This window comes from Burkholderia sp. Ac-20392 (assembly GCF_017104585.1).
GTDB lineage: Bacteria > Pseudomonadota > Gammaproteobacteria > Burkholderiales > Burkholderiaceae > Burkholderia > Burkholderia lata.
On the sequence record NZ_JAAGPB010000145.1, the window covers coordinates 1 to 17916 of the forward strand.

The window sequence follows — 17916 nt, forward strand, 5'->3', positions numbered from 1 at the left end:
CCACGAAAAAGCTGCACCTATAACCGGAGACACCGTCATGACGCATGCATCGCCCGCTTCATTCCACCGCCGCGCCGCCCGCATGGCGGTGGTTGCCGCGCTCGCCGTCGCGGCCTGGCTGCCGGCCGCCGCCGTGCAGGCCGCACCGCTGCGCATCGGCATGACGTTCCAGGAGCTGAACAACCCGTATTTCGTGACAATGCAGAAAGCGTTGAACGACGCGGCCGCGTCGATCGGCGCGCAGGTCGTCGTCACCGACGCGCATCACGACGTCAGCAAGCAGGTGAGCGACGTCGAGGACATGCTGCAGAAGAAGATCGACATCCTGCTCGTGAACCCGACCGATTCGACCGGCATCCAGTCGGCAATCACGCAGGCGAAGAAGGCCGGCGCGGTGGTGGTGGCGGTCGATGCGAACGCGAACGGCCCGGTCGATTCGTTCGTCGGCTCGAAGAACTACGACGCGGGCGTGATGTCGTGCGACTACCTCGCGAAGGCGATCGGCGGCAGCGGCGAAGTCGCGATTCTCGACGGCATCCCGGTCGTGCCGATTCTCGAACGCGTGCGCGGCTGCAAGGCCGGGCTCGCGAAATACCCGAACGTGAAGCTGGTCGATACGCAGAACGGCAAGCAGGAGCGCGCGACCGCGCTGTCGGTGACCGAGAACATGATCTCCGCGCATCCGAACCTGAAGGGCATCTTCAGCGTGAACGACGGCGGCGCGATGGGCTCGCTCGCCGCGATCGAGAGCTCGGGCAAGGACATCAAGCTGACGAGCGTCGACGGCGCGCCCGAGGCAATCGCCGCGATCCAGAAGCCGAATTCGAAGTTCATCGAGACGACGGCGCAGTTCCCGGCCGACCAGGTGCGCATCGCGCTCGGCATCGCGATCGCGCGCAAGTGGGGCGCGACGGTGCCGAAGGCGATTCCGGTCGACGTGAAGGTGGTCGATCGCGGCAACGCGAAGGGCTTCAGCTGGTGAACGACGTGCGATGCGACGCGAAGGGCGGCGGCACGGCCGGCGCCCTTCGCACGGAGAAGCCGATGGACACGATACTCAGGCTCAGCCACATCACGAAAAGCTTTCCGGGCGTGAAGGCGCTGTCCGACATTGATCTGGAGATTGCGCGCGGCGAGATCCACGCGCTGCTCGGCGAGAACGGCGCGGGCAAGTCGACGCTGATGAAGATCCTGTGCGGCATTCATCAGCCGGATGCCGGCACGATCGAGATCGACGGCGCCGCACGCCATTTTGCGGACTATCACGACGCGGTCGCGGCGGGCGTCGGCATCGTGTTCCAGGAATTCAGCCTGATCCCGCACCTCGACGCGGTCGACAACCTGTTCCTCGGCCGCGAGCTGCGCAACCGCTGGGGCGCGCGCGACCGCAAGCGGATGCGTCACGCGGCGGCCGCAATCTTCGCGCGGCTCGGCGTGGCGATCGATCTCGATGCGCCGATCCGCGCGCTGTCGGTCGCGCAGCAACAGTTCGTCGAGATCGGCAAGGCGTTGTCGCTCGACGCGCGCATCCTGATTCTCGACGAACCGACCGCCACGCTCACGCCGGCCGAGGCCGGGCACCTGTTCGCGATCATGCGCGAGCTGAAGCGGCAGGGCGTCGCGATGATCTTCATCTCGCATCACCTCGACGAGATTTTCGCGGTGTGCGACCGCATCACGGTGCTGCGCGACGGCCAGTACGTGGCGACGACCGACGTCGCGCGCACGGACGTCGAACAGCTCGTGCGGATGATGGTCGGCCGCCGGATCGAAAGCAGCTTTCCGCCGAAGCCGGCGCGCGCGGCCGATGCCCCGCGGGTGCTGGAGGTCAACGAGCTGCAGATCGAACGCGGCGGCCCGGTGAACCGCTTCACGCTGCATGCCGGCGAGATTCTCGGCTTTGCCGGGCTGGTCGGCTCGGGCCGCACCGAAACCGCGCTCGCGGTGATCGGCGCGACGCGTGCGCATCGCAAGGACGTGCGCGTGCGCGGCGCGGCGGCGAAGCTCGCCGATCCGGCCGACGCGCTGCGCGCGGGCATCGGCATCCTGCCGGAAAGCCGCAAGACGGAAGGGCTCGTCACGTCGTTCTCGATCCGCGACAACATCTCGCTGAACAACCTCGGCAAGTACCGGTCGATGCGCTGGCTGATCGACCGTCGCGGCGAGGCGCGTACCACGCATGACGTGATGCGGCGCGTCGGCGTGAAGGCGCCGTCGATCCACACCGAGGTCGCGACGCTGTCCGGCGGCAACCAGCAGAAGGTCGTGATCGCGCGCTGGCTCAACCATCACACGTCGGTGCTGATCTTCGACGAGCCGACCCGCGGCATCGACGTCGGCGCGAAAGCCGAAATCTACGGGCTGATGCGCGAACTCACCGCGCGCGGCTACGCCATCATCATGATCTCGTCCGAGCTGCCGGAAATCGTCGGCATGTGCGATCGCGTCGCCGTGTTCCGGCAGGGCCGCATCGAGGCGACGCTCGAAGGCGACGAGATCGATCCCGACACGGTCATGACCTATGCCACGGCCGGCACGCGAGGAGCGACCCATGAACCTGCCTGATTCTTCTTCCACGCCTTCCACGACGCTCGCGGCTACCGCCGGAAACGGCGACGCACCGCCGCCACGCGCGATGTGGGCGCAGCTGCGGCGCTCGACGCTGTTCTATCCGCTCGTCGGCCTGATCGTCGTGTGCATCGCGATGATGATCGCGAGCCCGAGCTTCCTGTCCGCCGCGAACCTCGAGAACGTGCTGCGCCAGGTGTCGATCAACGCGATCATCGCGGTCGGCATGACCTGCGTGATCCTGACCGGCGGGATCGACCTGTCGGTCGGCTCGGTGATGGCGCTGTCGGGCACGCTGGCGGCCGGGCTGATGGTCGCGGGCGTGAACGCGGTTGCCGCGCTCGCGATCGGCATCGCGGTCGGTCTCGGTTTCGGCTTCCTGAACGGCGTGTTCGTCGCGTTTGCCGGGATGCCGCCGATCATCGTCACGCTCGCGACGATGGGCATCGCGCGCGGCCTCGCACTGATCTACACGGGCGGCTATCCGATCGACGGCTTGCCCGACTGGGTCGCATTCTTCGGCAGCGGCAAGGTGTTCGGCATCCAGGCGCCGGTGCTGATCATGCTGGTGGTCTATGCCATCGCGTGGTTGTTGCTCGACCGGATGCCGTTCGGCCGCTACGTGTATGCGATCGGCGGCAACGAACAGGCGACGCGGCTCACCGGCGTGCGCGTCGCGCGCGTGAAGCTGATCGTCTACACGCTGGCCGGGCTCACGTCGGCGCTCGCCGCGATCGTGCTGACCGGGCGGCTGATGAGCGGTCAGCCGAACGCGGGCGTGGGCTTCGAACTCGACGCGATCGCGGCCGTCGTGATGGGCGGCACGTCGATCTCCGGCGGGCGCGGCGCGATCCTCGGCACGCTGGTCGGCGCGCTGCTGCTCGGCGTGCTCAACAACGGGCTGAACATGATCGGCGTGAACCCGTATGTGCAGAACGTGATCAAGGGCGGAATCATCCTGCTCGCGATCTACATCAGCCGCGAACGGTCGCGGTAACGATTGATTCATCAGTCATCCAGATCATCAACGAAAGAGACAACCCATGACGACACCCGAAGCCCCGCCGCGGATGACCGCGGTCGTTTGCCACGGCCCCGAGGACTACCGCGTCGAACAGGTCGCGAAGCCACGCCCCGGCGCGAACGAGCTCGTGATCCGCATCGCCGCATGCGGAATCTGCGCGAGCGACTGCAAGTGCTATACGGGCGCGAAGATGTTCTGGGGCGGCCCGAGCCCGTGGGTGAAGGCGCCCGTGATTCCCGGCCACGAATTTTTCGGCTACGTCGAAGCGCTCGGCGACGGCGCGGCCGAGCACTTCGGCGTGGCGGTGGGCGATCGCGTGATCGCCGAGCAGATCGTGCCGTGCGGCAAGTGCCGCTATTGCAAGTCGGGCCAGTACTGGATGTGCGAAGTGCACAACATCTTCGGCTTCCAGCGCGAGGTGGCCGACGGCGGGATGGCCGAGTACATGCGCATTCCGCCGACCGCGATCGTCCACAAGATCCCGCTCGGCGTGTCGCTGGAAGATGCGGCGATCATCGAGCCGCTGTCGTGTGCGATCCATACGGTGAACCGTGGCGATCTCCAGCTCGACGATGTGGTCGTGATCGCGGGTGCGGGCCCACTCGGGCTGATGATGACGCAGGTTGCGCACCTGAAGACGCCGAAGAAGCTCGTCGTGATCGACCTGATCGACGAACGGCTCGAACTCGCGCGTGAGTACGGCGCGGACGTGACGATCAACCCGAAGCGCGACGACGCGCGCGAGATCGTCAGGTCGCTCACCGACGGCTACGGCTGCGACGTCTACATCGAGACGACCGGTGCGCCGGTCGGCGTGAGCCAGGGGCTCGACCTGATCCGCAAGCTCGGCCGCTTCGTCGAGTTCAGCGTGTTCGGCGAGGATGCGACGGTCGACTGGTCGATCATCGGCGATCGAAAGGAACTCGACGTGCGCGGTGCGCACCTGGGGCCATACTGCTATCCGATTGCGATCGACCTGCTCGCGCGGGGGCTCGTCACGTCGAAAGGCATCGTCACGCACGATTTCGCGCTCGAGGACTGGGACGACGCGATCCGCGTCGCGAAATCGCCCGAATCGATCAAGGTGCTGCTGAAGCCGGCCCGCTGACGGCCGGCGCGCGCCTCACCGGAGACATCATGGAATACGTCATAGGCGTCGATATCGGCACGCAGAGCACCAAGGCGCTGCTCGTCGACCGGCACGGCACGATCGTCGCGCGGCGCTCGGCCGGCTACCAGCCCGATACGCCGCGCCCGCTGTGGGCCGAGCAATGGCCGCAGGTGTGGTTCGATGCCGTGCTCACCTGCATCGCGGGCTGCGTGAGCGATGCGCGCGCGCAGGGCGTGCCGGCCGATGCGATCCGCGCGGTGTGCGTGGGCAGCCTGTACGGCGGCTCGGGCATTCCGGTCGATATCGACATGCGGCCGCTCCATCCGTGCCTGATCTGGATGGACCGGCGCGCGACCGCGGAAGTCGACTGGGTCAACGCGAACGTGAACGTCGAGCGGTTGCGCGTGATCACGGGCAACGGCGTCGACAGCTATTACGGCTTCACGAAGATGCTGTGGCTGCGGGACCAGCGGCCGGACGTGTGGGCGAACGTGCGCTACTTCCTGCCGCCGAACGCGTACGTGATCTACCTGCTGACCGGCGAAATCGCGGTCGATCACAGTTCGGCCGGCAATATCGGCGGCGTGTACGACGTCGCGCGCCGCGAGTGGTCCGACGATGCGCTCGACATGCTCGGCATTCCCGCAACGATGATGCCCGAGCGGCTCGTCGAATCGACGGACATCGTCGGCGGGCTACTGTCGCAATGGACCGAGCAGCTCGGGCTGCCGGCCGGCACGCCCGTCGTCGCGGGCGGCGTCGATGCGGCCGTCGCGACCTTCGCGGCCGGCGCGACGCGCGCGGGGCAGCATGTCGCGATGATCGGCACCAGCATGTGCTGGGGCTACGTGAGCCGGCACGTCGATGCGCGTCACGGGCTCGTCAGCATGCCGCATGTGTTCAACGGGCAGCGCGACCTGTACGTGTTCGGCGGCGCGATCACGGCCGGCGCGTCGGTTGCGTGGTTTCGCGACCAGTTCTGTCATGCGGAAATCGATGCGGCACGCCTGCTGCCGCACGGCGATCCGCACGTATTGCTCGAGGAAGCGGCCGAAAGCGTGCCGCCGGGCGCCGACGGCGTGCTGTTCCTGCCGTACCTGATGGGCGAGCGCAGCCCCGTGTGGGACGCGAAGGCGAGCGGCGCATTCATCGGGCTGAGTCTCGCGCATACGCGTGCGCACCTGTATCGCGCGGTGCTCGAAGGCGTCGCGTTCGCCTTGCGGCACAACATCGAGGCTGGCCGCCGCGGCGCGGCTGCGCTCGACGACCGGCTGATCGTCGTGGGCGGGGCTGCGCATTCGGCGCTATGGATGCAGATCATCGCGGACGTGACCGGCTTCCCGGTGTGGACGATCGAGCAGGACGTCGAAGCCGCGATGGGGGCCGCCTTGCTCGCGGGCGTCGGCGCAGGGCTCGTGTCGCACGACGACGCGCAAGGCGGATGGGTCACGCTCGTCGAGCGTGCGCGGCCCGATGCCGAACGCGCGAAAGCCTATGCGGCGCGCTTTGCGCTCTACACGGCGCTGTATCCGGCGCTCAAACCGATCATGCACGGGTTGCACACGCCATCATGAAGACACGATTCGATTTCGGCGGTTCGCGGGTGCTCGTCACGGGCGCGTCGAGCGGAATCGGGCGCGCGTGCGCGGTCGCGCTGGCGCAGGCGGGCGCGCAGGTCGTCGCGGCCGGGCGCGACATGGCCGCGCTCGACGCGCTGGCCGGCGAGACCGCGTGCGAGACGTTGCGACTCGATGTCGGTGGAGACGAGCAGGCGATCGATGCGGCGCTCGCCGCGCAGGATGCGTTCGACGGCCTCGTGAATTGCGCGGGGATTGCGTCACTCGAATCGGCGCTCGAAGTGAGCGCCGCGCATTTCGATCGCGTGATGGCCGTCAATGCGCGTGGCGCGGCGCTCGTCGCACGGGCCGTCGCACGGAAGATGATCGCGCGTGACGGACGCGGCGCGGCGCAGGCGCGGGGCAACATCGTCAACGTATCGAGCCAGGCCGCGCTCGTCGGCTTGCCCGCGCATCTGAGTTACTGCGCGTCGAAGGCGGCGATGGACGCGATCACGCGCGTGCTGTGCATCGAACTCGGGCCGCACGGCATTCGTGTGAACAGTGTGAACCCGACCGTCACGCTCACGCCGATGGCGCAGTTCGCGTGGAGCGAACCGGAAAAGCGTGCGCCGATGCTGGCCGCGATTCCGCTCGGGCGATTTGCCGAGCCGGACGAGGTCGTCGAACCGATCCTGTTCCTGCTGAGCGATGCGGCGTCGATGGTCAGCGGTGTGTCGCTGCCGATCGACGGCGGGTATACGGCGCGCTAGGCAGCGTCATGCGACGACGGCGCATGACGGGAACCCGCGGTGAATGCGCGGCGCGGCAGCCCTGCGGCTAAACCGGATCCTTGCTCGGCGGTCCGTCCGGCTGCTGCGGATTGTCGTGATGATGGCCCGGCGACGGTGGCGATAACGGATCGTCTTCCGGGTCGCGGTTCGGGTCGGCCGGTGGCTCGGGCGTCGGGGTCGTGTGATCGGTCATGGAGAGCTCGCTCGGTGCGTGACGGCGGTGGCGCCTCGTCTCCGTTATAGCCAATCGGGCGTGCGTTTGCAGCGGGATTGTGGCGGCGGGTGGTGTGTGGTCGGTGCGATCCGTGCACGGGCGGTTTTCGTGCAGGCTGCTGCTGCGCGCGGAGCGGGCCATGCACGGATTGCACCGTGCGCCTTTGCGCGGCGACAGTCAGCGCAAATCCGCCGGCGTATCGACGTCGCGCACGATACCGGGATCGGCGACGTCGAGCAGCCTGACCGGTGCGCTGGCGAACAGCGCGCGGGCGCCGGTGTCGCCGTCGAGCGCGGCGAGTGCATCGAAGTGGTGCGCGGCGAACCCGACCGGATGGCCGCGCACGCCGCGATGCGCAGGTGCGACGATCGACGCGTCGTCGGCGTCGAGCGCGCGCGTGACCGTTTCGTAGGTGGAAGCCGCGATCCACGGCATGTCGCCAAGTGCGACGAGCCAGCCGTTCGCGTCGGGCGTCGCGCGCACGCCGGCCGCGAGGCTTGCGCCCATGCCGCGCATGGCATCGGGCGCATAGACGACATGGCAGCCGGCTTCGTTCAGCAGCATCGCGAGTTTTTCGGCACCGGGGCGCACGACGGCGATCACGTCGGCCGTGGCCGCCGCGAGATGGCGGGCGGCCGCAACCGCAACCGGCGTGCCGTCGGGAAGCAGCGCGAGAAGCTTGCTTTGCAGGCCGCTCGGGTCGAAGCGTTGACCAAGGCCGCCGGCGAGGAGGACGCCGGTGGCGAGTGACGCATAGGACATCGGCGCGGGGGAGAGTGATGCAGGTGCTGGGATTGTGCGGGAGCGGGCAGGGATCGACAAGTGAGGATGTTACCGAGGCGGGCGCGTTTCGTCGGAAAGAATGTCAGCGCGCGGCTTCGTCGAGCATGTTTTCCTCGACGGGGCCGTAGATCGCGTGCGATTGATCGTGCATCACGGCCCAATAGCGATCGCCGAACGACCAATGCCACCATTCCGATGGGTAATTGGTGAAGCCGGCGCCCGTCAGCGCGGCGATCAGTATCTGGCGGTTGCGGGCTGCTGCCCGGCTGATGAACGGGTTGTGCGTGTAGCACGCGCCGGATGATTTCTGGTCGGTGGCGTTCATGACGCAGCCCATGTCGAGCTCGATGCCTTCCGCCGAGATCAGTGTCAGGTCGACGGCTGCGCCCGTCGGATGCGCGGCGACTTCCGGCGGGGCGACGTAGTGGCTCGTGAGTGCGATCAGCGCGTCTTCGTCCGGCAGCGGATTCAGCGTGCGGCGCAGGTGCGCGAGGTGCGTGGAGAAGTAGTCGCGCTGCAGGGCCAGCGGGCGATAGCCCTCCTTGACGTACAGGCGCAGGGCGGCGGGGAGCGCGTGCGCAGCGGCAATCAGCCGGTCTGCCACGCCACGGCGTACTTTCAGGAAATGCGGGCTTCTGCTCTTGATATCGCGGCGACCGAGATCGACGGCGATGCGGTCATGGAAGCCTGCGAGATCGACAAACCCTTCGTGCGATTCCAGCAGGGCAATCGACCGGACAACGGGATCGGAGAGCGAAATCACGATAGTGGACGAAGTGGCGCAATGACGGATGTGGGCCACGAGCCGGCGGGGAAGTCGGCCGATGTGGTTTTTGTCAGACGAATCGCCAATATGCCAGAGTCCGGCGGAGGATGCGTCGCGGTTTTCGCTGCGGCGCGTGCGTGCTTATCCGAGCGTCTCGATGGACGTGTCTGCGTGGACGCCTTCGTTTCGGGGGGCGCGTTGCGGCGCTTCCCGGGCGCTTTCCTCGATTGGATCGACGGGGGCGTCGTAGTGCAAGACCGAGCCGCGCAATACGTCCAACGGCTGGGTGGCACTCCGTTGGCTACGCATCCGCCCACTTCCGCAACAGGTTGTGATAAATCCCCGTCAATGAAATGACCATCGGGTCCTTCGCGCCTTTCTCGGCGGAAAGCGCCTGAATCTGCGTATCGAGCTGGAACAGCAGCGTGCGGTCGCCGTCGTCGCGCACCATGCTCTGGATCCAGAAGAACGATGCGACGCGCTCGCCGCGCGTCACGGGTGTGACGTGATGCAGGCTCGATGCCGGATACAGCACGAGGTCGCCCGCCGGCAGCTTCGCGCGATGCGTGCCGTACGTATCCTCGACACACAGCTCGCCGCCGTCGTATGCATCGGGTTCTTCAAGGAACAGCGTCGCGGACAGATCGCTGCGCACGCGGAAATCCGTGCCGCGCAGCAGCCGGATCGCGTTGTCGACATGCGTGCCGAACGTCTCGCCACCTTCGTAGCGATTGAACAGCGGCGGAAACACCTTGAGCGGCAGCGCCGCCGAGAAGAACAGCGGATGGCGTGCGAGCGCGTCCTGGATCGCGTCGCCCACCGCGCGTGCGGCCGGCGCGCCTTCAGGCAATTGCCGGTTGCGTTTCGCGAGCGCCGACTGCGTGCCGGACGTCGCATTGCCGTCGACCCATTCGGCTGCATCGAGCAGATCGCGGCATTGCGCGACCTGCGCTTTCGTCAGTACGCCGGGGATATGAAGCATCATGATGCGGATTCCATGCAGTGAGGCTGCGGCTGTGATGGCAACTGCAGCGCCGCCGCACGAAACGCGTCGATCGGCGACGACGCGAGATACGCGCGCATCTTCGCGACGAACGCGGGGGTAGCGGTGGCCGGCACGCGCGCGAGCCACACGAGCGCGTCGTCGATCTGCCCGCGCTCGGCGAGCAGCCGCGCAAGGTTGAACTGGCCGCGGAAATCGCCGGCCACGGCGGCGCGGCGATAGTGGTCGAACGCGGCGTCGGGGTCGACCGGTACGACCCAGCCGTCCTCGTAAAAGCCGCCGATCAGGTTGATCGATTTCGCATGGCCGAGTGCGGCCGCACGCTGGAACCAGTCGAGCGCATCGGCGCGATCTTCGTCGACGCCGTTGCCGAGCGCGAGCGCCGTCGCGTAGTTGTACATGCCCCAGTCGAGCCCCGCCTGCGCGGCGAGCCGGTACCAGTACACGGCGACGGGCGCGCACGCGGCCGTGCCCCAGCCGAATTCGTAGCAGCGGCCGAGCATGTTCATCGCCATCGCGTGGCCGGCGCGCGCCGCGTGCCGGAACCAGTTGAACGCGGCCGCGGGATCGCGCGCGACGCCGTGCCCGTCGAGCAGGTATTGCCCGTAGACGGCCTGCGCATCGACGATGCCGTTGTCGGCCGCCGCCGCGACCCACGCGGCGGCGCGCTCGGGCGGCCCGGCCAGGATGTCGGCGAACTCGCGCGGCGAAACCGACGCGAGCGCCTTCAGCGACACGGCCTCCATCGATCAGTAGCGCGCGTTCAGCGTGACGAACGCCGAGCGGCCCGGTGCGATCGACGCGTAGTGCGCCGGATACGCCTGGTCGAAGTAGGTGCGGTTGAACAGGTTGTTCACGTTCAGCTGCAGATCGAGCTTCTTGTTGATGCGGTACTGCGCCATGGCATCGAAGCGCCAGTACGACGGCACTGCGTGCTGGTTCGCGGTATCGCCGAACACCTGCGACATGTAGAACGCGCCGCCGCCGACGGTGAACTTCGGCGTCACGTCGTAGTTCGACCACATCGTGAAGCTGTGCTTCGGCGTGTTCGGGAACTGGTTGCCGTTGTTCGCCGAGTCCTTGCCGTTGTCGCGCAGCTCGCTCTTCATGTACGTGTAGCCGCCGAACAGTTGCCATTGCTTCGTGATCTGGCCTGCGACGCCGAGTTCCAGGCCCTGCACGCGCTTGTTGCCGACCATCGCGTACTGGTTGTTCGGCAGCGTCACGCGTGCGTTCGTCGTGTCGATCTGGAACAGCGCGGCGGTCAGCGCGAGCTTGTCGTTCAGCACGTTCCACTTCGTGCCGAGTTCGATGCTGCGGTTCTTCTCCGGCGACAGCTGATCGGCGTTCGAGCCGACGCCGCCGCGGCCCGGCGTGAGCGACTGCGATTCGCTGCCTTCGCCGAGCATCATCCCGGCCGGCGTCGACGACGTCGCGTACGACGCATAGATGCTGCCGTTCTGCGCGGGCTTGAACACGAGGCCGGCTTGCCAGTTCACGAGCGTGTCGTCGCGCGTGGTGGTCTTGCCGCCGTTGGCCTTGGTGTCGGTGAAGCGGGTCGAGTAGTCGTCGATGCGCACGCCGCCGTTGACCTGCCAGCGCGGCGTGATCTCGATCGTGTCGAAGCCGTAGATCGATTTCGTCACGGTGCGGGCACGCGAGTAGTCGTTGTTGCGCGTGATCGAGCCGGCCCACGGGTCGTTCGGATTCGGCGACCACAGGCTCGTGCAGTTGTAGCCCGACGCCGCGCCGATGCCGTTCTGGCAGATCTTGCCGTTCGCGGCGGCGACGTTGTACGTGTCGCGCTTGCCCCATTCGCGCGACAGCTCGATGCCGGTCGTGAAGCTGTGCTTGAACGGGCCGGTGCGGAATTCGCCGAACAGCTCGGTCTGGTTCGCGATGCTGTTGATCGAGCTGTTGCGGGTGTTCGCGCGTCGCCAGACCTTGCCGTTGACCACGTTGCCCTGGCTGTCGTCGGGCTGCGTCCAGATGTAGTCCTGGGTCGATTCCGTGTAGCGCGTGGTGTTGCGGATCGTCAGCGACGACGTGATGTCGTGCTCGATCTTGAGCGTGCTGATGTCCGACGTCGTCTTGCGGAAATCGCGGTTGGTCAGGCCGTAGAAGTTGTGGCGGTCGACGGGCGCCGGGCCGTCGGTGGCGACGCCCTTCGGGAGATTGAAGCCGTAGTAGTACGGGATGCCGCCGTCGGGCAGGTCGTCGGTGGACAGGTGGTAGTAGCTCGCGACGACGCGCGTCGACGTGCCGAGGCCGAACGCGATCGACGGCGCGACGCCCCAGCGCTCGTTGTTCACCGCGTCGCGGCCGGCGACGTCGTTGTTGTGGCTCATCAGGTTCAGCCGGAACGCGGCGTGATCGGCGAACTGCCAGTTGCCGTCGGCCGTGAAGCGGCGATAGCGGTCGGTGCCGAGGCCCGCGCTCGCAGCGGCGGTGGTGCCGAGGTGCGGGGCCTTCGTGATCAGGTTGATGCTGCCGCCCGCGCCGCCGCGGCCGCCGTACGCGCCGTCGGAACCCTTGGTGATCTCGATGCGCTCGGTGTTGAAGATCTCGCGCGTCGTCGCGCCGGTGTCGCGCATGCCGTCGACGAACATGCTGCCCTGCGTGTCGTAGCCACGGATGAACGGACGATCGCCGAGCGGGTTGCCGCCTTCGCCGGCGCCGAACGTGATGCCGGGCACGGTGCGCAGCGCTTCGGTCAGCGTCGACGCGCCGCTGTTCTGGATCAGTTCCTGCGGGATCACGGTGACGGATTTCGGCGTGTCGACGAGCGGCGCGGTGAATTTCGCGGAAGCGGAGAAGTCGGCCTTGTAGCTGTGCTCGGCCTTGCCCTGGACCTCGATCGGCGCGAGATGGCCTTCGGTGCCGGCCGGGGCGGGCGGCGGCGTGCCGTCCGCCGCGAACGCGGGGCTCGCGGCGAGCACGCTGCACAGGGTGGTGAATTTGCCGAGCTTCAGCTCGTCGGAACGTGACTTCATGGTGCGCTTCGACCTCGCGGTGTGGCCCCGGGGGCAGCGCGCTGCGGAAATGTGCATGCCGCCGGGAATTATTACGATTTGTTTTCAGGCGGCATTCTATGTAATTTCAACTTAAATGAGAAGCGTTCTTGTTCGCGTTTGTTGGGAAATTGTTGAGGAATGTGGCGGAGTGGTTGCGAGGCGTGCGGGGTGGTGGTTGATGGCCGAAAGGCCAGGTGTGGCGGGCTTGTCGGGCGGGTTAGAGTGGTTCTGTCGCGGATCACCCGCCATGACATCAAGGTGCTAATATGACAGCATTGAAAGCAAATGTGGTGAGGTGCATCATGCCCGTGATTACCGTTCGAAATCTGCCTGATGAAGTGCACCGTGCGCTCCGAATCCGCGCGGCCCAGCATGGGCGCAGTACGGAAGCCGAGGTGCGTGACATCCTCGAGCAGGCCGTTCTGCCTGGTGGCAGGCTGAAGCTTGGGACACTGCTGGCGGAAATCGGACGGGAGGCGGGCGGCGTCGAATTCGACGTTCAGCGCGACAAAACGCTAACCGACCCGATGAGCTTCGAATGATCCTTGTTGATACGAACGTGATGTCCGAGCCGCTGAGGCGCGAGCCGAGCGCAGCCGTGATCGAGTGGCTCGATGCCCAGAACGTCGAAACGTTGTTTCTTGCCGCGATCAGTCTCGGCGAAATGCGCTTCGGCGTGGCGGCACTGCCGGAAGGGCGCAGGCGCGACTGGCTTCATCAAAGCATCGAGCAGCGCGTCGTGCCGCTGTTTCGCGGCAGGATTCTGCCGTTCGACGATGCGGCGAGCAAAGCGTATGCAAGCATTCGAGCGCGTGCGCGTACCTTAGGCAGTGCGATCGCGCCTGCCGATGTTTTTATCGCCGCGACGGCCGAGGCGAACGGATTGATCATTGCGACGCGCGACGTCGCGCCATTCGAGGCGGTCGGCCTGCGGGTGATTGATCCATGGGCGTCCTAGGCGCCGATTGCCCATCTTTCCACCGCGCGTAAAAAAAGCGCGCCGGGCTGCCGGGCGCGCTTTCCGTTGAACGTAGGGGCGCCTGACTGGCCGCGCCCCGCTGCTCCTTCTCAATCGACCCCGTGAAACACCGCGTCCTCCGGCCCGAGATACGCGGGCGGGCGCCACGTCGCGTCGCGCATCGAGTGCTGGACGAGGTTCTCGACGCCGAGCAGCACCGCGAAGATCGCCATCCGCACCGGAATGCCGTTGTCGGTCTGGCGGAAGATCGCGAGGCGCGGGTCGCGGTTCAGGTCGACCGACAGGTCGTTCGCACCGGGCCGGCTGTCGCGCGGCAGCGGGTGCATGATCAGCGTGTCCGGTTTGCACACCGTATCGACGAGCGCCTGGTTGATCTGGAAATCCGGCGTGTAGCCTTCGAACGACTCGTCGGTGAAGCGCTCCTTCTGGATCCGCGTCGCATAGACGACGTCCGCGCCGCGCAACCCGGCCGCGAGGTCGGTCGTCTGTTCGATCACGTGGCCGTTCGTCGCGATCTGGTCGACGATATAGGCCGGCATCTCGAGCGTCGGCGGCGACACGAGCGTGAACTTGAGCCCGCGGTACAGCGCGAGCAGCTTGACGAGCGAGTGCACGGTGCGGCCGTATTTGAGGTCGCCGACCAGCGCGATGTGCGCGCCGTCGACGATCTTGCCGAGCCGCGAGAATTCGCGCTGGATCGTATAGAGATCCAGCAGCGCCTGGCTCGGGTGCTCGCCGGGGCCGTCGCCGCCGTTGATCACGGGCAGGTTGGTCGCGCGCGCAAACTCGGCCACCGAGCCTTTCTCCGGATGGCGGATCACGAGTGCGTCGACGTAGCCGGCCATCACGCGGCTCGTGTCGTAGATCGATTCGCCCTTGGCCATCGACGAGAACGTGAAGCCCGTCGTGTCGCACACCGAGCCGCCGAGCCGGCAGAAGGCGGCGCCGAACGACACGCGCGTACGGGTGCTGGCCTCGAAGAACAGGTTGCCGAGCACGGCGCCTTCCAGCACGCGCGAAATCTTGTGGCGGCGCGCGATCGGCTGCATCACGTCGGCCACGCGAAACAGCGCCTCGACCGATTCCCGCGAGAACTGGTCGACCGACAGCAGTTGCGGCTTGCCTTCGAAAAAGAACTGCTTGGCGAGCCCCTGATTATCTACGCTTTGCGTATATCCGCCGCCTTCCGGTACCGAGCGCTCGACGATTTCCGACACGAAGCGCTCGACGATCTCGGGCATCCCGCGCGATTCCTGCGAGTCGTCCGGCAGCAGCCAGGTATCCAGCGCGCGCCGGCTCACGCCGATGCGGCTCGCGAACGCTTCGCGCGTCATGTTGAGGCGGCGCATGGCGTCGCGGAGGAAGGCTTGCTGGGGAACGGTCATCGGCGGCTCCTGACTAAAAATATACGCGATGCGTATATTAGTTCCTGGCGCGTTGAAGTCAAGGAAAATCTGCGCGAACCGGCTGGGTGGCCCGTGTGACAGGCGGCGGGTTCGTACTGGCGCGCGGCGGCCGTCTCCGTATAATCAGGTCAGGCCCCGTGCCCTGCATCTTGCCGGGCGCCACGCCGCATACGATTCGCCCGTCGGGCTTGTTGATTCCAAGGAGAATGAGAATGACGCGTACGATTGCTGCAATGCTGCTGGTGGTGACCGCCGCGCTCGCCGGTTGCAACACGGTCGCCGGCATGGGACAAGACATTTCGAAGGGTGGCCAGGCGATCAGCGATACGGCTGAAAAGGCGAAGTAAGCCGACCGGTTCCGGAATGCGGAAAGCGCCGGGCCGTCCCGCGATTGCAGGGCGGCCCGGCGCTTTTTTTTGCGGCCGACGCTCGATGCCAGTGGCGTCAGGCCTGCTCGACGAACGCGTAACGGCCTTCGACCTTGCGCGGCGTAAGCCAGCCGTAGTCGGGGAACAGGCGGTTGCGGACGAACCAGACATAGCCCACCAGCAGGACCGTGATCGCGAGGCTCGGCAGCGCGGTCGACGGATCGCGTCCGAGTTCGGCGATGGTCTTCGGCAGTTGCAGCAGCGACAGCACGATGAACGCGTGGTACGCGCCGACACGATTGGTTGCAAAGCCCCAGATGAACAGCAGCGACAGCGGCACGGCCAACGCGAGGAACACCAGCACGAGGCCGTTGCCGGCGCCGGTGGCGAAGAAGTTGTACGCGAGCAAGAGGCTGATCGCGAGCTGGGCGATGCCGAGCGCGATCAGGATCCGGATGTGCAGCTTGTTCTTGCGGCAGCGTTCGGGATCGGGGCGCGACGCGATCAGGTGCGCGAGCACGCGATCCTTGAGTCCCTGTCCGGACAGTTCGGCCAGTGCATCGGCCTTCCTCGTTCCCGCGGCGAGCAGCACCGCGATTCTTGTTTTGGCTTCCTTCTTGTTCATTGCGTGGCGGATTGTTGTTCGATGGTTGTCAAAGGTCCCGGCCACGCGAATATTGCATCTTGCGGGGTGGTGCGCAACGGTTTTGCGGTGCGCGGACACATTCCTACAATCGCCGGCTGAATGGCGGGAGCATGGGGATCGACAGGCCAGGGGGTGGGGTGGAGCCGCCACCGGTTTCGCGATGTTGCGATGAGCGTGAGTCAGTCAACGGTGGTCTGCGCGGCGGGCGCGGGGCTGGCTGGCCGGCCGGGATTCACCGGATGCGTATTGCGTGCTTCTGTTGGCGGTTCGCGCCGCCGCGTCGCGCCGACGAGCATGCCGGCGACGACGAGCGCGATACCCGCGATACGCGTGCCGTTGAGCGTTTCGCCGAACAGCGCGACGGCGAACAGCACCGCCGAAACCGGCGCGACTGCCGTGAACAGGGCGGCCTCGGTGCCGCTCGTGCGCGCCGAACCCGCGTACCAGCACAGGTAGCCGAGCACGGTCGGCACCAGCGCGTAGTAGACGATCGCCGACACGGCGCCCACGGTCCAGCCGGTCGCCATCGCGTGCCATTCGAACGCGGCCGGTACGAGTGCGAGCACGAAGCCGAGGCCGGACATCGCAGTGGACAGCGCCAGCGGCGGCAACGGTGCGGCAAGCCGCCGGTTGAGCAGGATGAATACGGCTTCGCACGCGACGGCGGCCAGCACCAGCGCATCGCCGGCCAGCGTGCGGAGCGACGGCAACGCCTGGCCGGGCGCGAACGTGACGAACAGCACGCCGGCCGTGGCGAGCGCGGCGGCCACCCAGTCGCGCGGTGTCTGCCGCTCGCGCAGCACGACGGCCGCGATCAGCGTCGACATCGCGGGCAGCGTACCGAGCATCACGCCCGCATCGAGTGGTGACGACAGCTTCGTGCCACAGATCAGCAGCACCGTATAACCGACACCGCCCGCTGCCGCCTGGATGACGAGCAGCACGGCGTCGCGCGTGGAGATGCGCGGCCAGCGCATTCGCTGCGCCCGCATCAGCGCGAACAGCAGCGGTGTCGCGATCAGGAAGCGCAGCGTCGTGGCCGCGAACGGCGGCAGGCCACCGGCCGCGAGACGGCTCGCGATGACGGTGCTGCCGACGCCCGCCATCGCGGCGGCGAGATAGAGATAGCCAATCAGTCGTGTATTCATGCGCCGCATCGTCGCGTACGACGGCCGTGCGCGTCTTGAACGAAATTGCAGCGTGCGCGAGGGTGTCGAGTGCGGCGTGCGGGACTCGGCATGGTTGCGCCACGGGCATCGGCTGCTGCTGCGGTCACTGCGATGTGGCCGCGCCTTCAAAGGGGCTGCGTGTCTGGCAGCCGTCGCGCGGGAAGACGGCGGTGTCAATCGGCCTGCGTGAACCGCCCCGGCGTGATCCCGAACTGGCGGGCGAACGCACGCGTCAGGTGGCTCTGATCGGCAAAGCCGGCTTCGGCCGCGGCATCGGCGATCGGCAGGCCGCTGGCGAGCAGCGCGCGCGCCAGCCGCGCACGCGACTGGATCAGGTACGCGTGCGGTGTGATGCCGAGCTCGCGGGCAAACCCGCGCAGCAGCTGGAAGCGGCTGACGCCGCTCAGGTCGGCCAGCTCGGCGAGCGAAACGGGGGCGGCCGGCGCCGTGTCGAGCCGTTCCCGGGCGATGCGGATCGCCGGTGCGACGCCCGCCGGCGGCAGCGTGCGGTTCGC

At 67.1% G+C, this 17916-nt stretch carries 19 protein-coding genes; 9 read left to right on the plus strand and 10 right to left on the minus strand.

Features of this window, described 5'->3' with window-relative positions; all coding sequences use genetic code 11:
• Positions 1 to 37 precede the first annotated feature (37 nt).
• The 6 genes from G3N99_RS17565 to G3N99_RS17590 all read left to right on the plus strand — a co-directional run bounded on the left by G3N99_RS17565 (position 38) and on the right by G3N99_RS17590 (position 7032).
• A complete protein-coding gene (locus G3N99_RS17565) occupies positions 38 to 982 on the plus strand; it encodes a substrate-binding domain-containing protein (RefSeq protein ID WP_206123037.1) in 945 nt (314 codons plus the stop codon).
• A gap of 62 nt (positions 983 to 1044) precedes the next feature.
• Positions 1045 to 2565, plus strand: coding sequence for a sugar ABC transporter ATP-binding protein (locus G3N99_RS17570; RefSeq protein WP_206123038.1), 1521 nt, complete (start codon positions 1045 to 1047; stop codon positions 2563 to 2565).
• A complete protein-coding gene (locus G3N99_RS17575; protein ID WP_174980697.1) occupies positions 2552 to 3565 on the plus strand; it encodes an ABC transporter permease in 1014 nt (337 codons plus the stop codon). The genes G3N99_RS17570 and G3N99_RS17575 overlap by 14 nt, the downstream gene beginning before the upstream one ends.
• 46 nt (positions 3566 to 3611) lie before the next feature.
• Positions 3612 to 4700, plus strand: coding sequence for an alcohol dehydrogenase catalytic domain-containing protein (locus G3N99_RS17580; protein ID WP_174937060.1), 1089 nt, complete (start codon positions 3612 to 3614; stop codon positions 4698 to 4700).
• A gap of 29 nt (positions 4701 to 4729) precedes the next feature.
• The gene (locus tag G3N99_RS17585; RefSeq protein ID WP_206123039.1) at positions 4730 to 6277 is read left to right on the plus strand and encodes an FGGY-family carbohydrate kinase; all 1548 of its coding nucleotides are present in this window, start codon (positions 4730 to 4732) and stop codon (positions 6275 to 6277) included.
• On the plus strand, positions 6274 to 7032 hold the full coding sequence (locus G3N99_RS17590; protein ID WP_206123040.1) for an SDR family oxidoreductase: 759 nt from the start codon (positions 6274 to 6276) through the stop codon (positions 7030 to 7032). Before G3N99_RS17585 ends, G3N99_RS17590 begins: the two co-directional genes overlap by 4 nt.
• 67 nt (positions 7033 to 7099) lie before the next feature.
• Here G3N99_RS17590 and G3N99_RS17595 read toward each other — a convergent pair whose 3' ends face one another.
• The 6 genes from G3N99_RS17595 to G3N99_RS17620 all read right to left on the minus strand — a co-directional run bounded on the left by G3N99_RS17595 (position 7100) and on the right by G3N99_RS17620 (position 12812).
• Positions 7100 to 7246 carry a hypothetical protein gene (locus G3N99_RS17595; protein ID WP_166896045.1) on the minus strand — a complete coding sequence of 49 codons (147 nt, stop codon included), beginning with the start codon at positions 7244 to 7246 and terminating at the stop codon, positions 7100 to 7102.
• 198 nt (positions 7247 to 7444) lie between these two features.
• Entirely contained in the window at positions 7445 to 8029 is a 585-nt protein-coding gene (locus G3N99_RS17600) for a nucleotidyltransferase family protein (protein WP_174986313.1), read from the minus strand.
• A gap of 103 nt (positions 8030 to 8132) precedes the next feature.
• Positions 8133 to 8852 (minus strand): M15 family metallopeptidase, encoded by a 720-nt coding sequence (locus G3N99_RS17605; protein WP_206123041.1) that lies wholly within the window; start codon positions 8850 to 8852, stop codon positions 8133 to 8135.
• Positions 8853 to 9117: 265 nt separating this feature from the next.
• A complete protein-coding gene (locus tag G3N99_RS17610; protein WP_206123042.1) occupies positions 9118 to 9801 on the minus strand; it encodes a Fe2+-dependent dioxygenase in 684 nt (227 codons plus the stop codon).
• On the minus strand, positions 9798 to 10565 hold the full coding sequence (locus tag G3N99_RS17615; protein ID WP_206123043.1) for a tetratricopeptide repeat protein: 768 nt from the start codon (positions 10563 to 10565) through the stop codon (positions 9798 to 9800). Before G3N99_RS17615 ends, G3N99_RS17610 begins: the two co-directional genes overlap by 4 nt.
• A gap of 3 nt (positions 10566 to 10568) precedes the next feature.
• Positions 10569 to 12812 carry a TonB-dependent siderophore receptor gene (locus G3N99_RS17620; RefSeq protein ID WP_206123044.1) on the minus strand — a complete coding sequence of 748 codons (2244 nt, stop codon included), beginning with the start codon at positions 12810 to 12812 and terminating at the stop codon, positions 10569 to 10571.
• A gap of 323 nt (positions 12813 to 13135) precedes the next feature.
• Here G3N99_RS17620 and G3N99_RS17625 point away from each other — a divergent pair, with 323 nt between their 5' ends.
• Complete coding sequence (locus tag G3N99_RS17625) at positions 13136 to 13375, plus strand: Arc family DNA-binding protein (protein ID WP_122947612.1); 240 nt, start codon at positions 13136 to 13138, stop codon at positions 13373 to 13375.
• On the plus strand, positions 13372 to 13791 hold the full coding sequence (locus G3N99_RS17630; RefSeq protein WP_206123045.1) for a type II toxin-antitoxin system VapC family toxin: 420 nt from the start codon (positions 13372 to 13374) through the stop codon (positions 13789 to 13791). The genes G3N99_RS17625 and G3N99_RS17630 overlap by 4 nt, the downstream gene beginning before the upstream one ends.
• 110 nt (positions 13792 to 13901) lie before the next feature.
• Here the strand turns inward: G3N99_RS17630 and G3N99_RS17635 are convergent, their stop codons facing one another.
• On the minus strand, positions 13902 to 15197 hold the full coding sequence (locus tag G3N99_RS17635; RefSeq protein WP_011354504.1) for an aspartate carbamoyltransferase: 1296 nt from the start codon (positions 15195 to 15197) through the stop codon (positions 13902 to 13904).
• A 233-nt stretch (positions 15198 to 15430) separates the two neighbouring features.
• Here G3N99_RS17635 and G3N99_RS17640 point away from each other — a divergent pair, with 233 nt between their 5' ends.
• Positions 15431 to 15565 carry an entericidin A/B family lipoprotein gene (locus G3N99_RS17640; protein WP_009688930.1) on the plus strand — a complete coding sequence of 45 codons (135 nt, stop codon included), beginning with the start codon at positions 15431 to 15433 and terminating at the stop codon, positions 15563 to 15565.
• Between the two features lie 97 nt (positions 15566 to 15662).
• On the opposite strand, the gene G3N99_RS17645 is transcribed toward G3N99_RS17640, so the two are convergent.
• The 3 genes from G3N99_RS17645 to G3N99_RS17655 form a co-directional block, all read right to left on the minus strand.
• Positions 15663 to 16211 carry a permease gene (locus G3N99_RS17645; protein WP_206123046.1) on the minus strand — a complete coding sequence of 183 codons (549 nt, stop codon included), beginning with the start codon at positions 16209 to 16211 and terminating at the stop codon, positions 15663 to 15665.
• A 200-nt stretch (positions 16212 to 16411) separates the two neighbouring features.
• On the minus strand, positions 16412 to 17380 hold the full coding sequence (locus G3N99_RS17650) for a DMT family transporter (protein ID WP_241011703.1): 969 nt from the start codon (positions 17378 to 17380) through the stop codon (positions 16412 to 16414).
• 194 nt (positions 17381 to 17574) lie between these two features.
• Positions 17575 to 17916 (minus strand): AraC family transcriptional regulator (locus G3N99_RS17655; protein WP_206123048.1); only part of this gene is annotated, 342 nt, incomplete at its 5' end.

Excerpts from the sequence above, each read along its gene's own strand:
- G3N99_RS17580 (WP_174937060.1), top strand. The coding sequence starts at position 3,612 with ATGACGACACCCGAAGCCCCGCCGCGGATGACCGCGGTCGTTTGCCAC.
- G3N99_RS17575 (WP_174980697.1), top strand. The coding sequence starts at position 2,552 with ATGAACCTGCCTGATTCTTCTTCCACGCCTTCCACGACGCTCGCGGCT.
- G3N99_RS17595 (WP_166896045.1), bottom strand. The coding sequence starts at position 7,246 with ATGACCGATCACACGACCCCGACGCCCGAGCCACCGGCCGACCCGAAC.
- G3N99_RS17615 (WP_206123043.1), bottom strand. The coding sequence starts at position 10,565 with ATGGAGGCCGTGTCGCTGAAGGCGCTCGCGTCGGTTTCGCCGCGCGAG.
- G3N99_RS17590 (WP_206123040.1), top strand. The coding sequence starts at position 6,274 with ATGAAGACACGATTCGATTTCGGCGGTTCGCGGGTGCTCGTCACGGGC.
- G3N99_RS17565 (WP_206123037.1), top strand. The coding sequence starts at position 38 with ATGACGCATGCATCGCCCGCTTCATTCCACCGCCGCGCCGCCCGCATG.
- G3N99_RS17625 (WP_122947612.1), top strand. The coding sequence starts at position 13,136 with ATGCCCGTGATTACCGTTCGAAATCTGCCTGATGAAGTGCACCGTGCG.
- G3N99_RS17645 (WP_206123046.1), bottom strand. The coding sequence starts at position 16,211 with ATGAACAAGAAGGAAGCCAAAACAAGAATCGCGGTGCTGCTCGCCGCG.
- G3N99_RS17630 (WP_206123045.1), top strand. The coding sequence starts at position 13,372 with ATGATCCTTGTTGATACGAACGTGATGTCCGAGCCGCTGAGGCGCGAG.
- G3N99_RS17635 (WP_011354504.1), bottom strand. The coding sequence starts at position 15,197 with ATGACCGTTCCCCAGCAAGCCTTCCTCCGCGACGCCATGCGCCGCCTC.
- G3N99_RS17570 (WP_206123038.1), top strand. The coding sequence starts at position 1,045 with ATGGACACGATACTCAGGCTCAGCCACATCACGAAAAGCTTTCCGGGC.
- G3N99_RS17585 (WP_206123039.1), top strand. The coding sequence starts at position 4,730 with ATGGAATACGTCATAGGCGTCGATATCGGCACGCAGAGCACCAAGGCG.
- G3N99_RS17620 (WP_206123044.1), bottom strand. The coding sequence starts at position 12,812 with ATGAAGTCACGTTCCGACGAGCTGAAGCTCGGCAAATTCACCACCCTG.
- G3N99_RS17640 (WP_009688930.1), top strand. The coding sequence starts at position 15,431 with ATGACGCGTACGATTGCTGCAATGCTGCTGGTGGTGACCGCCGCGCTC.
- G3N99_RS17600 (WP_174986313.1), bottom strand. The coding sequence starts at position 8,029 with ATGTCCTATGCGTCACTCGCCACCGGCGTCCTCCTCGCCGGCGGCCTT.
- G3N99_RS17610 (WP_206123042.1), bottom strand. The coding sequence starts at position 9,801 with ATGATGCTTCATATCCCCGGCGTACTGACGAAAGCGCAGGTCGCGCAA.
- G3N99_RS17650 (WP_241011703.1), bottom strand. The coding sequence starts at position 17,380 with ATGAATACACGACTGATTGGCTATCTCTATCTCGCCGCCGCGATGGCG.